The organism is Psychrobacillus antarcticus, assembly GCF_029533155.1.
GTDB classification, from domain to species: Bacteria; Bacillota; Bacilli; order Bacillales_A; family Planococcaceae; genus Psychrobacillus; species Psychrobacillus antarcticus.
The window spans coordinates 35,392-52,025 of sequence record NZ_JAIZDB010000017.1 but is presented as its reverse complement, the minus strand read 5'-3'; the positions used below and the strand labels follow the sequence as shown (position 1 = coordinate 52,025).

At 37.2% G+C, this 16,634-nt stretch carries 11 protein-coding genes; 1 reads left to right on the top strand and 10 read right to left on the bottom strand.

What is annotated here, in order from left to right; translation table 11 throughout:
- Nucleotides 1–6: 6 nt before the first annotated feature.
- The 9 genes from LDK52_RS10535 to LDK52_RS10495 all read right to left on the bottom strand — a co-directional run bounded on the left by LDK52_RS10535 (nt 7) and on the right by LDK52_RS10495 (nt 10,287).
- A complete protein-coding gene (locus LDK52_RS10535; protein WP_277585924.1) occupies nt 7–1,026 on the bottom strand; it encodes a LacI family DNA-binding transcriptional regulator in 1,020 nt (339 codons plus the stop codon).
- An 84-nt stretch (nt 1,027–1,110) separates the two neighbouring features.
- Nucleotides 1,111–3,207 (bottom strand): ADP-ribosylglycohydrolase family protein, encoded by a 2,097-nt coding sequence (locus LDK52_RS10530; protein WP_277585923.1) that lies wholly within the window; start codon nt 3,205–3,207, stop codon nt 1,111–1,113.
- A 26-nt stretch (nt 3,208–3,233) separates the two neighbouring features.
- Nucleotides 3,234–4,385, bottom strand: a complete 1,152-nt coding sequence (locus tag LDK52_RS10525) for an ADP-ribosylglycohydrolase family protein (protein ID WP_277585922.1) — start codon at nt 4,383–4,385, stop codon at nt 3,234–3,236.
- Between the two features lie 12 nt (nt 4,386–4,397).
- Complete coding sequence (locus LDK52_RS10520) at nt 4,398–5,858, bottom strand: extracellular solute-binding protein (protein ID WP_277585921.1); 1,461 nt, start codon at nt 5,856–5,858, stop codon at nt 4,398–4,400.
- Nucleotides 5,859–5,907: 49 nt separating this feature from the next.
- Nucleotides 5,908–6,726, bottom strand: a complete 819-nt coding sequence (locus tag LDK52_RS10515; protein WP_407081814.1) for a carbohydrate ABC transporter permease — start codon at nt 6,724–6,726, stop codon at nt 5,908–5,910.
- Nucleotides 6,727–6,801: 75 nt separating this feature from the next.
- Complete coding sequence (locus LDK52_RS10510; RefSeq protein ID WP_277585920.1) at nt 6,802–7,704, bottom strand: ABC transporter permease; 903 nt, start codon at nt 7,702–7,704, stop codon at nt 6,802–6,804.
- A complete protein-coding gene (gene rbsK, locus LDK52_RS10505) occupies nt 7,673–8,602 on the bottom strand; it encodes a ribokinase (protein WP_277585919.1) in 930 nt (309 codons plus the stop codon). The genes LDK52_RS10510 and rbsK overlap by 32 nt, the downstream gene beginning before the upstream one ends.
- A 12-nt stretch (nt 8,603–8,614) precedes the next feature.
- Nucleotides 8,615–8,926 carry a DUF4387 domain-containing protein gene (locus tag LDK52_RS10500; protein WP_277585918.1) on the bottom strand — a complete coding sequence of 104 codons (312 nt, stop codon included), beginning with the start codon at nt 8,924–8,926 and terminating at the stop codon, nt 8,615–8,617.
- An 11-nt stretch (nt 8,927–8,937) separates the two neighbouring features.
- Nucleotides 8,938–10,287, bottom strand: a complete 1,350-nt coding sequence (locus LDK52_RS10495) for an acyclic terpene utilization AtuA family protein (protein ID WP_277585917.1) — start codon at nt 10,285–10,287, stop codon at nt 8,938–8,940.
- Nucleotides 10,288–10,648: 361 nt separating this feature from the next.
- Here LDK52_RS10495 and LDK52_RS10490 point away from each other — a divergent pair, with 361 nt between their 5' ends.
- A complete protein-coding gene (locus tag LDK52_RS10490) occupies nt 10,649–11,419 on the top strand; it encodes a hypothetical protein (RefSeq protein ID WP_277585916.1) in 771 nt (256 codons plus the stop codon).
- Nucleotides 11,420–12,512: 1,093 nt separating this feature from the next.
- On the opposite strand, the gene LDK52_RS10485 is transcribed toward LDK52_RS10490, so the two are convergent.
- Complete coding sequence (locus LDK52_RS10485) at nt 12,513–16,397, bottom strand: S8 family serine peptidase (RefSeq protein WP_277585915.1); 3,885 nt, start codon at nt 16,395–16,397, stop codon at nt 12,513–12,515.
- Between the last annotated feature and the right edge of the window lie 237 nt (nt 16,398–16,634).

Below are 16,634 nucleotides of genomic sequence, written 5' to 3'. Positions count from 1 at the left end.
TGGGTTCTATACTCCACCGGGATGTTTTCCCAAAGTAGATTCTCTTTTCCTCAAATGGACATCTAACTTAACATAATCACTACCTTCAGTCTTTTTTTCGATCATGTCGATTAGGTGAGTAGTTGCTAGTTTCCCCAATTCATAAATTGGTTGTTCAATCGTGCTTATTTCGGGATCCACCATTTGAGTTAATTGAATGCCGTCAAATCCAATGATCGCTATTTCTTCTGGCACTCGAATATTCATTAACTTTAGCGCTTTTAGTGCTCCAATAGCCATAAGATCGTTTCCGAAAAAAATCCCATCACAATCTCGGTGATTATTCAATAATTCTATTGTGAGTTTTTGGCCGCTTTCTAAAGAGAAATCACCCTCATAAATACATTCTTCCTGCAGTGGAAGATATATGTTCATCGCTTCTCGGTAACCTTTCACTCTCTCTAAAGATGAGGGATAGGTGCTTGGTCCACTTATATGGGCAATATTTTTACAACCAACCTCTATTAAATGCTCCACGGCAAGTTTCGCCCCTTCGCTATTATCAACTCCAAATGAATTATCTTCATCATCTCCTGCTCCACGGTCAATACGAACAAAAGGTAGATTCATATTCTCCATTCCTTTTAATACCTCTCCGGTAAATTGAAATGACCCCAAGATCAAACCATCAATAAATCGACTTTCAAGACTCCTCCAAAAACTATTGGAATGAAGCATCTCTTCCTCCGTATTTATTAAAAATAAACTATAGCCCCTTGTTCTTGCAACACCTTCAATGGCGACTACCAACTCCGGAAAGAAGGGATTGGTGATATCAGGAATAACTAATGCTATGGTATTCGTTTTCCTATTAGATAAACTTCTAGCCACTTCATTTGGCTTATAGTCCATTCGCTCCATGACATCTTTAATTTTCTTCTCTGATTGCTCACTTAAATAGCCTTTGCCGTTAAGATATCTTGAAACAGTCGCGATGGATAAACCTGATTCTCTAGCTACATCTCTAATCGTTACACTTTTTTTCACAAAACTCAAACTCCTTGCCAAGTTATGCTGAAAAGATTCAGAGGAATGTCGTGACTGAACTCGACATCTCCAAACCTTTCGTATTCATCCTATTTCTTTCACTTTAAATGAAAGGATATCTGTTTCACCTTTATCCAAAGATCCAATTCCAATCATTCCTGAAGTAATTTTGTCATCCTCAAATTCAATAATAACCTTATGATCTATTGAAAATTGGATACTTGCTCCTTTAAATTGAACCTCAAAACGATACTTTTCACCGATATCCCAACTAAATGGTACCGTGATTAAACGTTCATAACCATAATCATTTAAAATTAAGGATACTTTATCATGCCCATCAAATCCGACAAGGTAATGTCGTTGAATCCCTTGTGCTCTGAAAATCATTTGATGACTAATCCCACTAATTGGAGTAATATCAGTTTCTATAATTGCATCTCTTGTATAGTAATTACCTGTGTAACTCGAACAATTACCTTCTGATAAACAGGTCATCTTATCTCCATCTAATGTCCACTGTCCGTTGTGGTGGGCAAAGGGAGTAATACTTAGAAATTCAACAAATTGTTTGGAAAAGTCTATACTATATTCAGCATTTCCAAAAATGTGAAAGTTTTTTAAATAGAATGCCCCGAACGCACGATTAAGGGATTCGGAAGGACTCTCGAGAATATAGCCAATTTCATCTATTAATGCACCATTTGTTTCCGGAATAGTAAATCGTATGCTGTTCCATTGTTGGTTTACCAGTTCTATTTTATCTAAAGTTACGCATTCCTTTGTAAAGGTATTACGAATATAGGGGGTTATAAAAATCCCTGATCCTTGCCATTTGTCTAGATAGATATCAACAGCTACCTGTTGCCCACTATACGCTTTAGGAGCAAATGTAGGTTTATATTTTTCATCATTGAATTCTTCCCGGCGGTAGAAAGGCTTATAAAATATCTTACTTTGACTATCGCCATACATTCGATCAAAAATGACTTCTAGAGATCCTTGTCCAACTTTATCATTATGCTTAATAAATGCTTTAAAAGGATTATCCGATTTAAAACCATGTGTGGATCCTGGAAGTGCAAAGTCAAAGAAAACCTCCCCATCCTTTACTTTATTCTGCAGATTATCTGGTGGGTTCTCGCCTGCCATCTTATATCCTAATAATGCAAGTTCCGCTGAAAACGTTGGTATATCAACAATATTTAAGTATCCTGATACGCTAGATGCAACTATACAATCATTTACTGGTTTTCTATAATGATCAGGTATACCAGCAATTCCATCATATACACCAAGAATCGTTCCAACATTTCCTGCATTACAATCTGTATCCCATGCACACATTGTTGCGATTTCAATAGTTCTTGAAAAATCTCCATTCCCATAAAGAAGTGCTAAAATACAAACCCCTGCATTCGGAATAATATGACATATTCCAGGATATTTATCATATCCCCATTGTAGTTCTAAATAGTTGCGACATTCACGAAAATCCTCTGGCTTCTGAAGATGAAATGTCATTACTGCATTTACTACTTTTGCATATGTAGAGTCCTCTGGAATTACCGATAGTCCAGCATCTATTATTTCTTGAATAGACTTAGCAGTAAAAGCTTTAGATATACAAGCAGCTATAAATCTCGCACCATAAAGACCTTCTTTATCATGAGATACACTGGCAGCCAATTCTGCAAAATGAGCTGCTTTTTTAAAATCTTCTGGGTATATTAATCCCCAACTATCAATGAGAATCTGACCACCTATTTGTTCAGCTAAGACAATTCCATTTTCTTCGACTGATCCTGATTGAGGAGCTGGAATTCCATTTTTTAGATTGAGATAGGCATTATGCTCTGTACTAATACCTTCTCCACCCCACCAAATCATTCCAATGTTTTCTCTACAATAGTTTAACCAAGACTTCCCCACATCTTCTGCCTTTACTTCTCTATCCTTGGCATCGTCATAGAGAGCCCGTATAAAGAATATAGGTCCATTTGCATCATCATCTGCAGAAAACATCTCATAATCCTTTACGTAACCTCTTATATCGCCATAAACTTCTTGTATTTTTTCGAAAGTCCATTCTGTAGGTTCTAACGGTGCACCAAGTCTAATTCCAACGTTCATTCCCAAGAATCCCGCATACACCTTTTCCAAATAATTTTCATGTAACACGTGATTCACTCCAATTTTGGTTAATACTATTCAAAAATACTCATTCTCTTTTGATTAAGAGCAAGATCCTCTTTTATAATTATTTCAGCTACCTCAGCAAATTGCTCCGCTAAAAAAGTGAAATTCGTTTTATTTGTTTCTTCTAATAGACTTATTTCTTCTTTCTTTATAACATCAGCACCGTACATTGCTCCAAGTATGACACCTGTCATCACTCCTATGGAGTCTGTATCTCTACCAGAGTTTATACCATCATAGATAGAGTTATAGAAATCTCCATTGTTTAACACGATAAATGCAAGTGCCATTGGAAGCTCCTCGATAGAAAATATCCTACTCGGAGTGTAGTGGTTGGATGGAACCCCTATTTTCTCAAACTTCCGATGGACGTCATCCTTCATCGGAGAATACTTTTCCATTTTTTTCTGTAGTACTTGAATTACTTCATCCATGTCAGCATTTTTCATGCGCAACTCTTTTGCAGCTGCTGTCAAATCTTTGATAGCTTCCTTCGTGCCATCTTTAGCGAAGAATATGGCAGTTTCAATTATCTCATCTATGGTGACATTCACTTCAAACGCTTTAGCAACACAGGCGGCTAAAACTCCAGCCGCCTCCAGCCCATAACTACTTTGGTGTCCCATTGCGAATAATATTGCTTCATCATATGCAGCCTTAGGATTACCAGCATTGACAATACCAATAGGTGCTATATACATTGCTGCACCACAGTTCACCATATTGCCAATGCCACCTTCTCTTGGTTCACAGTTTGCTAGCACATGCCGTATAAAAATATTTTTTTCTGGATAGAACAATCGATCCATAATCATTGCTTCTTTGCCAAGTTCAGGTATATATTGTTTTTTATAGGCAATTTCCTTGATGAATTCATCTCCCATATCATATGCATCGAGATGTCTTTTTTTGGTCAAGTACACCTGGATCAACGCATTCGTCATAAGGGTATCATCAGTAATTGTTCCATTCCCCCTCATTCTCCCCAGTCGTTCTTCTTCTGGAATATCCGCTTTGTACCATTTTGTTTCAAGCGATTCAACACGACCATACTGTTCTTTTATTTCGTGATAGTTTAATTTTTCAATTGTTGCTCCCATCGCATCACCAAGTGCCGTCGATAGGAGTACTCCTTTTACTCGATCTTGAAAAGTAACCATTTATATTACCCCTTACTTGATTGTTTCGTTGGCATACTCTGTAATTTCATTTCCGCCAGCTTCATTCCACTGTTTTACATAGTCATCGAATTCACTAACTGATCGTTTTCCTGTAATAACATCGGCAGAAAAATCTTTATAAATATTTTCCATCGCATCCCACTTAGAAACAAATTCTTCAGGGATTATGAAACTGTTATCAGGATTGTAGAATTCATTAGCCAGCTCTCTTGAATTTTGTGCCGGCTCACTTAATAATGGAGTAACAAGTGGTTTTTCTAATTCAAAAGCTTCAGGTTCCCAGAATCTTGCGTACCATTCATTGTAATATTTTTCTGTCAGTTCAATTCCTGAATCTGTTACGTTAAAATGCTCACCTTCAAAACCAAGACGATCTAGTTTTTGCCCTTCTGGACTAGCTAAATAATCTAATACTGCAAAAGCCGTATCTTTGCTCTTAGATTGAGATGAAATTGCTAAGCCACGAGATTCTTTCGTAATATCTGTAGCGATAAAACCTTGGTATTCTCCTTTAGCTGGCGGAAGTACGACAACCTCAGCATCTGCACCATTTACTTGTGTCATTTTCCCGTTATAAATATCAATAATTTTTCCGTTTGTTCCAGTAATTACAGCTGCATCACCATCATAAAAAGCTTCTTCTTTTGTATCCCATTGCTTCGTTAAATACTGTGGATCCAATAATCCTTCTTCGTATAATTGGCTATAAAAAGTTAATTTGGCTTTCTCTTGTTCAGAAACCTTTGAATTTATATACTTCCCATCCTGTTCCAACCAAGTTTGGTTTAAACCAAATGCCATTTTAAAAATGGTATCCAGTTCAGCTATATCTCCAGCTACCGTTACTGCATAAGCTGGTTTACCACCGTCTGCATTTTGTACAACTTCTTTAAAAAACGCATGGTAATTTTCAATAGATGGATCTGCCATTAATGCATCAGAACTTGCTGCCTTCTCGAACCAATCTTTACGAATAACAGGTGTTTTCGAATCTAATGGCTTAACCCAAAGCAGGTATGGATAGTTTTTTAATCTTTCTTCATTATGTGGTAGCAAAATATCCTTGATATACTCGGACTTCTCAATGTATGGAGTCAAATCCTCGAGTAGATCTTGATTAGCAATTTGTTGATCTCCACCTTGGAAGTATATTAAATCTGGAATTTCTCCACTCATTAACAGTAGATTTAACTTCTCCGCATAGTTACCTTGAGGCATTTCTACCAATTCAAACTTCACATTCAAATCTTTATCTTCTTTTAAAGCCTTTTCTAAATTAGAAAAGTATTTTACTGCCACTGGATTAGATGGCCCTTCATCCTTGAATACAACTTTCAGATTAACTACGCCATCTTTATCGACAGTTGCTTCACTTACATCATCTGAATCGTTAGAACAAGCCGTTACAAAAATCATGACAAAAACTAGAACTAATAAAAGCATCTTCTTCATTTTATTTCCCCCTTTGATTTGGTATTGCAGTTAAATGCTAACAAGTAGCTTAATCTTTTACCCCTCCTTCAAGTGCTCCTTTCGCATAATATTTAAGAATAAACGGATAGAAAACAAGCAATGGGACGATGGAAATAATAATTGTTCCCGCTTGTAAAGAACCAAAGTCTAGTGCCTGCACCTGCTCATAAGAGAGAAGATTCTGCGCCCCTAATAGAGTCGTATTATCTCTCTCTACAACAAATTGTCTTATGACTACTTGCAATGGCCATTTATTGGGATCGGTTAAGTAAATCGTTGCTCGGAAGTATTCGTTCCAATGATAAACCCCATAAAACAACCCCAATGTAGCTAAGCCTGGTTTAGAAAGTGGTAACATAATACGAGTGAAAATTCTAAAATGCCCTGCTCCATCGATTCGTGCAGCCTCTAAAATACCATCTGGAACTTCTTCAAAGAACCGCATCAGTATAAACAAGTAGAAAATATTTATAGTCTTATAGAGTATTAGAGAAGCATAAGTGTCTAATAACCCTAGGTCTTTCACTAATAGATATTCCGGAATGAGACCTGGCTCAAAGACCATGATTACGATTAAAAAGAGAATAACCACTCTCTTCCCTACAAAGTCTGTCCTTGCTAAAACATACGCAGCTAAAGCAGTTAAAAACAGATTTAGAGCGGTACCGACAATCGTCAGAAACAAACTATTGAATATACTCCTTACGATAAGTGGATTTGAAAACAACACCTCGTAATTAATAAATGAAAACCCTTTTGGAATAATATCCAATCCACTAAGTTTATGCACTTGTAAGGGGTCCGATAAGGACATCGCCAACAAATTTAGGATAGGAACTAGTACCATAAATGATAAGACTAGCAATACCGTACAAATGATAAACTGGGACCAAGTAAACCGTTTAACAAAACGTCTCATCACTTACCACACTCCTTTCCCCGTCAACCTTTTCGATATAAAGTGAGTACTTAGTATTAAAATAACACCAATTACACCTTTAAAAAGACTGGCTGCCGTTGCATAAGCGTATTGCCCATTTAAAATCCCGATACGATACACATAAGTATCCAGAATATCTATTTTACTAATAGTAGAATCGTTAATCATATTGAATACTTGGTCAAAACCTGCGTTCAGGAAGAAACCTAAATTTAAAATGAACACGACTACGACCGTACTTAGCAGTTGTGGAAATGTTATAAAACGCATCTGTTGAAAAGTAGAAGCTCCATCGATACGCGCAGCTTCATATAAAGAAGGACTAATTTTCATAATTGCTGCGAGGTATATAATGGAATCCCATCCTGCGCTTCGCCACATTTCAGAAAATACTAGTACCCAGCGGATATGGTCCTTGCTTGTCATATAATCGAGTGTCGGCAGTTGAAAAAAATTCCTGATAACATTTATACCACCAGCATCAGGACTTAATAAGCTGATCCATACTCCTGCAATTACCACCCATGATAAGAAATGGGGTAAATAAATAACAGATTGCACATATTTTCTAAAAGGACCATTTCTAAGTTCATTAATCATCAATGAAAGAACAATCGGTATTGGGAAAAAGAATACAATTTTCATAGTGCTGATAATAATCGTGTTTTGCAATACATCAAAAAAAGCTGGAGAGCTGAATAATACTTTAAAATGCTTTAAACCGACCCAGATATTATCCCCAATAACACGGTAATCCTGAAAAGCGAGCTTCATGCCAATGATAGGAATTACATTAAAAATGACAAAGTATAATATAGCCGGAAAGAGCATTAAGTAAATGACCCAGTCTTTTTTAATTCTGTGGAATATCCCTTTCTGTGTCATCGATTCGCTCCTCTTTAATAATTTGATCTACATCTTTTTTAAATGGCATTCCAGCTTGTGCCCCTTTCTTTTGAACGGACAAAGCTGCAGCAATATTTCCAAAACGGATACATTCACTCAATTCTTTACCATCTGCTAAAGCAACAGCAAAGGCACCACAAAAAGTATCCCCCGCACCTGTTGTATCTACGGCTTTTACTACGTGGACTGGTACATGTACTATGCGATTTCCATCGAAGAATTTAACTCCATCTTGTCCGCAGGTAATCACTAGCTTATTAGGATACTTTGTTAGCGCGTCCTCCATACTACTGTCTGGCTGATCCAGTACCTCTTGGTATTCATGTTCATTTGGAGTTAAGTAAGTAATTTTGTCAATAATATCTTGTTTTATCAGTTGAGCTGGAGCCGGATTCACTATAATTATCTTTTGATGTTCATAGAGAATCGGTATAAGATAATCAATTGTTTCCATCGGGATTTCTAGTTGGAAAATAAAAATATCATGCTTCAAAATCTGTTCTAAGTAATTTTCTACATACTTCTTGTTTGTAAAGCTATTCGCACCAGGAATGACAATGATCCGGTTTTCAGAGTTACTAATCTCAACAAAGGCAGCCCCTGTATGTGCGTTATTCTCAAATAGAAGAAAAGAAGTCACTATATTCTCTTGCATAAAGGTATCCTTTGCAAAATAGCCATTATCATCTTTGCCGACAGAGCCAAAAAACGAAACTTCTGCTCCTAAGCGAGATGCCGCTACTGCCTGATTTGCTCCCTTTCCTCCGAGTGCCCTAAAAAAGTTATTACCTAAGATCGTTTCTCCAGTCTTAGGGAGGACATCTGCCTCTACAAAATAATCACTATTTATACTGCCGACCACTGCAATTTTTTTCATATGTCTAACACCCTAATCTATTAGTATGTTCATCAACGGTGCATGTTGCTGTGCACCATATACGTCCCTTTCTCCAACAGTTCCGGAAGAAACTCCCCTTAGAATTGTTATCTTTATGCCCATCGCGGGATCAAAGAAAACAATATGACGGACATCTCTTTCTGTTATGTTATAAAGATCACAAATAAGCTCCGTCGTAATTTTATTAGAATTTTTAACTCTCAGATATTTTTCAGAACTATCAAATAAGATATCCATTGTAAGCTCAAATGGACCTGAATTTTTACTCCTTAATACCTTTGCCATATCAAATAATTTCTCCATCTGCTCCCACCCTATCTATATTCAATTCGGAACGGATTATCTACTATTTCCATTAAGTGATATACAGAAAACTCGTAAACGGCTCCGAACTCAATGTCGCTTGGTGCAAAAGGAAAAGCAAGATTCCCTGCTGTAGACTTTCTTTTTTCATGTGGGAAGTGCAGAAAAGTTGATCTCGCTGTTGAACATATGCTATTTGCAAGCTCTTGATCTTTTGCAATTACTTCTATTACTAAGCCTATTTCATGACCGCTGAAGACTTCTTTTTCCTTGTTGCCAAGTACTGCGTTCATCCCGTAATTATAAAAATTTACTTGGTAATCATCACTTGGAATTTCGTCATAATACTCACTTACTTGTTGTTTCACTCTAGATTCAATATCATCAATGTTTTCCAACAAAATCGGATCTCTTATTCCAGCTAATGCAAAAGTACGATAAGCAACTTTTCGAGCCCCTTCTAGCTTGATAAAATGCTGACTAGCAGGTATATACTTGCTATTAGAAACTTCCACCACGCCATCTTCTAATTCTTTGAACTCGCATTGCTCAAGGTTCAAAGTGAATCCAGGTCCATGCAGAATATATGGATGCTCTTTCTCATAAAAAGTATGTGCAGCAACACTAATCGATGTACATTTGCGTTTCGGATTCAATGACTTCACTTTAAAAGAGGTATCACCGATGATGCCTAAAATACTATCCTTCGTCGTTCCGGGCTCTGCGCAAAGAGCCCCGCATTCTAATATTTTGCCTAGATGATAGGAAAGCCCTGGGTCTTTTCCATGGAATATTCCTATTGCAGCAAATGGAGATGGATCATAAGCTCTTCCGCAAACAATAATATCTGCTCCTTCTTTAAGAGCTTCCAGAATAGGTTCATGCCCCATCTGTGCTACAATTCCATTCGTCTCGAGAATAACCTCTTCCGTTAAAAGAGGGATATTAGGACTTAGTGGTTTTATTTTCCCTTGTACATTTGACTCTATTACTAAATCATTTGGGATATCTGCCCATATGACAGCTATTTTCACTTGCAGTTCTAGTTCTTGTAAAATCTCCTCGATAATTTCCATCGTCCAATTTACATGAACCTGTGCTCCTGCTCCACCAGCCGAACCAATGATAATTGGTATTTTGTTAGGAATTCCATTTTCTAAAATAATCATTAAATCCTTTTTGGCAGCTCGCCTACTAACAATGGAAACACCCGCTCCGAGTTTATGGGGTCCTGCATCTGTAGATCCTGCATCCACAACTATTCCGTGCGGTTCCTCTTCTATTCCTCTTAAGAATGATTCCTCTGGAAAACCATACCCCAACATCCCACATGGAGATAAAATCTTAATATCGTTGCCCATCTTGTCACCCCTCATTGTTTACTAATAAATTTATCTATTTAATAGAATAATCACTTTTATGGAACCGGTTACACATTCCGTTAAAAAAATATTTAAACAGCGTCTCTTAATTTATGAAACCGTTTACAAGTATGATAATTCAAAATATTCTTGCAGTCAACACTATTTTTTTATATTCTCTGTGTAGCGAACTAAATTCCTCTCCCCAGAGCTGATCATAAAGTATGATCAGGGCCAAAAAAGTTTTAAAAATGATATTTTCCACCTACCCATTATAGCCCCAAAGGTTCTATAAACTGGAAATTCTAGATGCTATAATAGAACTCAATTAATTGAACTTTTATTAGGAAGGGGAAAATAAATGAAAAAATTAGTATCTGTCATGCTAGCAACTTTTTTAGTTATTTCTATATCACTGTTAGCAAATGAATCTGCTAGTGCACAACCTGCGCTGAGTAAAATTATGTGGGGAAAAACAGAATTAAAAATTGGACAGCTTGGAAAAGTAACAATTTTAGAGGATACCCCTTTAGTAAAACAAAAAACTGACGGCAAATTAGAAACATTTAGAATCCTTAAAAAAGGGGACGAATATCGAGTCTACACATACAAATCAATGCACAATGGATTATATGGAGTGGGTGCAAACAGCTTCGTCCCAAAAAATGCAAAGATTAAATACGAAACACCATCTAAGAAAAAGTTAGAATTACTTTCTTACAAAAAACTATTCCAAGAAGCTCGGAATATTCAAATTTATGAGTTAGGCGGAGACCAAACTAGACAAGAATTACTTAAAGTTTTTGATTCTCATTTTACTGAAGCATTCGCACTTCAATATATATCTCATCATATGTCCACAAAAGAGATAGATGGAGTAAGATATTATTATTACAAAGACGGCAGTAGTTTGCCAGACATGGAACGTTTTGTAGATGATAATTTTTCATGGAAAGAAACAACTACCGTGACTTACTATCAAGTTCCAACGATTCATTTAAATAAAAAATATTTAACGGACCATATCAAAATAAGTGAATATCAAAAAGAAGGTAAATTCACGTACACCATTATTCTAATGAAAATGGACGATGGCATATATAAAATTAGTGATGTAAAAAGAGAATATTAATATTATCTGTTTGGAGTAAAAGGAGCCTTTTCTCTATTACGTTTAAATAAGAAAAACCGGGCAAAAAAACGCCCAGTCCTCTAGGATCTAAACCTGTTTCTACTGTTTTCGAAGGGCTTTGTACAGATTTATTGCTATATAATTACCATTTGATTTTTTAAAGATGCTGGTCGTGACTAAAGTCACGACCAGCATCTTTTTTTCTCGGTAATCTTATGGCTATTAACTGTCCGTCGCCCTTCTACAACTTTTAGAAACGGGTAAGTACATTTTTGGATAACTAGAGAAAAGATACTATCCTAATAATTGAGTAGAGAGGATGACAGTCTAAGTACGCGACATCTTGGTGCTCCTGCGCAAAGCTCGTCGCAAAATAAAAAAACATTTCGCAACGACTGCCTGACCCGCGTCGTGCGGGCCTGAAGATGCAATTTCGTTCGCTATTTCGCTTCTTTATTGGGTAGACACTTACTATTTTTCCTTATTTCCACTAGTAAAAAAGGAAATCTACTATCTTCATCCTTCCTTACACAATTTCATTCCTACATTCAACAGATGGCTTTATCCATTAACTCCTACTACTCTTCTTATCTAAGTGAGAGTCTATGCAATATCCCCTAGTTTAGTACTACTCATTTAATTGATTGGAGTGAAAGTGGCGACTCCTGTGGGAACAGCAAATGTTTTCTGCACCGATAGGGAAGCGACAGGTGCACGAGCTGAAAGCCCCGCTGGAAAGACGTTGGTCAAACTTTATTTGACCAACGTCTTTGCGACGAGTAACCGCAGGAGCATATGTTTTCGTAGTGACGAGGAGATTGAAGCCGTGCCACGGAGGCCCACAGGATGTGGGTTATGCAATCGTTGCCGCAGGAGGCGGCGAACTTAGATTGCCTTCCTTTTAAGACGTGGCGCTCTTGGCCTTTGTACTCCACTGAAACGCAAATCAGTAGTATCAATCATTCTTAAAAGCCCTGTAAAACTGCTGTTCATGCTGTATTTTTATATACTTTCTTATCTTTAAATAAATACCGCCCTATTCGATACTAAATCGAGTAGGGCGGTATTTTTATAAACTAGTAATTATTTTCCTCTATTTCTTTACTACAATCACATTAAACGTCAAGGTATGCTCGCCGTAAGTGACAGTAACTGTTGTTTGGCCTTGACTTATGCCTTCTACAACACCTGCTTTTACAATTTCAGCTATTTTATTATCCGCTACATTGTAAGTTGCAAGTTTCGTAACATCTTTTTCTTTTGACTTGCCATTAACAGTAGTAACTTCTGTAATTTTTACTTTTACATCTTTACCCGTTTTTATTTCTAATTGGGGTTTATCTATTGTTAGAGTTACTACTGGTTCTTCAACAGCAGGTGCTGTAACTGTTACATTTACAGTTAATTCATTTTTACCGGATTTAACGATAATCGTTGTATTTCCTGCTTCTTTTGCCTTCACTAAACCATTCTTAACAGAAGCCACTTTGTCATTTGCTACTTTATACGAAGCTGATTTTGTGACATCTTTTTGTTTTATTTCCCCATCAGCCGTCGTTGTTACTTCTGTAATTTTCAGTTGTTCTTCGTTTCCTTGCTCCAAATCAATTTGTGTTTTATTTGCAGTTAGAGTAACGCCCGGTATAACCACTTTACCTTTTACAATTACATCTACAGTAACTTTATTTTCACCGTATGAAATGGTAATTGTAGTAGAACCTTCAGCTACTGCAGTTACTACTCCATTTTCAACTGTTGCGATTCTTGCATCCGCTACAGCATAGGTTGCAGATGTCGTTACATCTTTCTCAGTTGCATCACCTTCTACAGGTGTTGTTGTTTCTGTCACAGTAAGTGGAGACGTTACTCCAGCTATTAAATCTAGTTTAGTTGGATTGACAGAAAGAGTTACTTTCGCTTCAGCTTCTTTTTCATAAATTATTGCTTCGCCAACATTTCCCGCCGCATCATTAATAATTACTTTCACTGAATCTGTTTCAGCCGTTACTGGGAATGTAAAGCTACCGTCTTGGTTCAAATCAAACTTAACTGCCGCATGTGCTTCCCCATTAACAGTCGCAATATAGGAAGCTTTTAATTTTTCATTTAAATTATAGTCTAAACCATATAAATACAATTCTTCATTGTATTCGATATATTGGTCTGTTACTTGACCAGTCGCTACACCTTCTGCTACTGTTCCAGTAATTTCTGGTTTTGTTGTTTTCACAACAACTGGTCCCACATAGTCAGACACTGTCCCTGAAGCTGCTACGCCAGTGAAGTCAATTGTGTATAAACCGTCTGGAATCGTTGTTGCTGGTTCCGTGCCCCACGGTTTATATTGTCCTGCAATATTCAGGTTATAAGATCCTGCAGCTAGTGCCGAACCTGAATGTAAATAACCAATATAGCCATCTCCATATTCTCCACCCTCTGGGTTCATAATGTCCCAAAGTTCAATATAGTTAGTAGTTACGTCACCAGTTAATGTAAACGAAAGGACTGCAGAATCTTTCACTCCGTCGCCATTAAAGGATAAATCTGTTTCTGTAATCTTGTAGTCTTTCAGTTGTGTTGCTTCTGCTCCTCCAAAATCTGCAGCAAATGGTAATGAAATATCCGTTTCTCCCCCTTGAACATGGATATATCCGAGGATTTCATCGCCAGGCTTTGTAGTAGTCGCGGATGCAGTTAAAGTAATATTTAATACTTGCTCACCAGCAAGATTGAATGATGGTTGATCAACCGTCACCTGTGCATCACCGAATGATTTCGTGACATCCACTGTGACATTGTATTGACCCCCAGTGCCTTTAATATCTTTTACTTTAATTTGTTTCGTTACTGTAAGATTTTCTTTCAGTGATTGTGGACCGAAAGTAACTGTCCCTTTCAAATTTTCTACAATTGCACCATTAGCATCTAATACAGCAGTATCTAATGCATACGCAAGAATTTCTGTATGAGCTGCAGCATATGCATCTGCACGTCCCGCACCTTGAGCGAATACATCATACTTCGCTGTATCCAATATTTTAGCCGTATTGGAAAGGGCTACTTTTACGTCAAAAGCATTCCAATCAGGATTTGCTTGTTTAACAAGTGCAACAATACCTGCGATATGCGGTGTTGCCATAGAAGTTCCTGTTTTACGATCATACGCTTCCCCGTAAACTGCTTCTGGGAAATCCGTTTTGTACATTGGGATTGTTGACATGATATTTGTTCCAGGTGCACTTACGTCTGGTTTAATATCAAAGTTAGGCGTGGAAGGTCCACGTGAACTAGAGTCATTTACGTCATCTCCAAGTGTATTTGTGGAAGCAAAGTTACCAAAACTAACTTTACCTGTTCCTTTCTCCAATTCAGCAAGAATTGCCTTTCCATCAGTTAAAGACATATCAAATGTTGGAAGGAAGGCAAATGAATCGCCAAGGAATGTTCCTGACGCATTTGGAGAATTCGATCCAGCTGGAGAGTTATAAATAATCGTAGCAACTGCTCCATTTTCTTTTGCATTCGCAATTTTATCAACAAACGCGATACTACCACGAGCTATCAATGCCACTTTACCTTCAACATTGATTCCTTCGAAGTCTTTTACTTCCCCTAGGCCAGGGACTGCCACTAGGTCAAACTCGCCTTGAAGTTGTGTTGCTAAATTTTTTCCAAATGTTGTACCCATTAATTGTAATTGTTTTGTTAAGTTGTAACCACCAACTGTGATATTTACTTGGCCATTATGCATTGTTTCTGGATTTGTTGTATTACCAACTGCAATCCCTAAACGTGCTGTTGCCGGAGTTCCCATTGTTCCACGGTTTGGACCTGAGTTACCCGTTGCAATTACTCCGATTGTACCAGCAATCATTGCATTATTAATTGCAAATGATCCTGCATCTGTCTCCGAGTTTGCTCCACCACCAAGTGATAGATTGATAACGTCCATCTCTTCTAATACTGCAGTTTCAATAGCTTTGACGATTCCAGAAGTAGATCCACTTCCGTATGCACCAAGTACACGGTAAGCGTAAAGGTCTACTTTAGGTGCAATTCCTTTAATACCAAATTCATTTGCTCCAATTGCTGCGATCGTTCCCGCAACATGTGTACCATGAGATGTATAAAATGAGCTTCCAGTTGCATTAAATTCAGGTGTTCCCGCAGGACGTTCGGAAGGTAATGTTTCCGAAGCATCATCATCTGCACGTGTTTTTGCGTAAGTAGATGAGTTAGGAATAAAGTTCTTCCCGCCTTTATAAACTCCAGCGAACTCCGGATGATCCGCGTCAATACCAGTATCAAGTACTGCTACTTTAACGCCTTGTCCTTCAATTCCTTCATTCCAAAGCTTTTCAATTCCTAAGAACGAAACACTTGTATTCATTTGCGCTTCTAATGTTTCATCTTTTATAAGTTCAGTTGATTTTGTTGTATTTTCTTCTGAAGCATAAACAGTTGCATCTGGTTCGATTAATGTAATTCCTTCTACTGTAAGTAGTTTCGGAATGTCATTTGCTTTAACTGTTGCTGCAATTCCATTTAAAACAGTATCAAATGTATATCCTTGCTTAATTTGTACCTGTTTAGCAGTTAGCTCTTTTTTTACTTTTGTTTGTTGCGCTTTTACATTCGCACGAACTTGATTTGCTCGAGCATTGGAGAGTTTTTTGTCTTTTACTTGGCTTATCCCTTGTTCAAGTGCTACTGGTTTTTCAGATAAATGAATGATCACCGCAACTTCTTGATTTCCCGATACATTTTTTAAACTTTCATGAAGGGTTGGACCATCTTTAGATAAGCTCAATTGTTCTGCTATAGCTGCCTTCAGTTGAATAGTACTTTCACTTTGACCATTTTGCTTGAACGGTTTTGCTTCTTCAGCACTAGCACTCGAGAATGGAAACAATAAAGAAAGAACCATAATCACAGCTAGCATACTACTAAAGAACCTCGTAAACTTAAACTTTTTCAAATCTCATTTCCCCTTTGACTTTGGTTTTCACACCTACCAATTTCATGTGACAATACCAATTTATCACAACTAAACTAATACGAACACCGAAATTTCTAACTATTCCGAAAGATTGATATATAGTATTAGTCTCACTCAAAAATGGTATATCTTATGAACCTGTCTGAGATTTAAATAATAGTAATTTATACCGCCAAGTTCAGTAGATTCATAACTATTCCGACAATTAAGAAATCC

Bases quoted from the DNA above. Each gene is read 5' to 3' on its own strand.
- LDK52_RS10520 (WP_277585921.1), bottom strand. From the start codon at position 5,858: ATGAAGAAGATGCTTTTATTAGTTCTAGTTTTTGTCATGATTTTTGTA.
- LDK52_RS10510 (WP_277585920.1), bottom strand. From the start codon at position 7,704: ATGACACAGAAAGGGATATTCCACAGAATTAAAAAAGACTGGGTCATT.
- LDK52_RS10525 (WP_277585922.1), bottom strand. From the start codon at position 4,385: ATGGTTACTTTTCAAGATCGAGTAAAAGGAGTACTCCTATCGACGGCA.
- LDK52_RS10515 (WP_407081814.1), bottom strand. From the start codon at position 6,726: ATGGTACTAGTTCCTATCCTAAATTTGTTGGCGATGTCCTTATCGGAC.
- LDK52_RS10495 (WP_277585917.1), bottom strand. From the start codon at position 10,287: ATGGGCAACGATATTAAGATTTTATCTCCATGTGGGATGTTGGGGTAT.
- LDK52_RS10490 (WP_277585916.1), top strand. From the start codon at position 10,649: ATGAAAAAATTAGTATCTGTCATGCTAGCAACTTTTTTAGTTATTTCT.
- rbsK (WP_277585919.1), bottom strand. From the start codon at position 8,602: ATGAAAAAAATTGCAGTGGTCGGCAGTATAAATAGTGATTATTTTGTA.
- LDK52_RS10500 (WP_277585918.1), bottom strand. From the start codon at position 8,926: ATGGAGAAATTATTTGATATGGCAAAGGTATTAAGGAGTAAAAATTCA.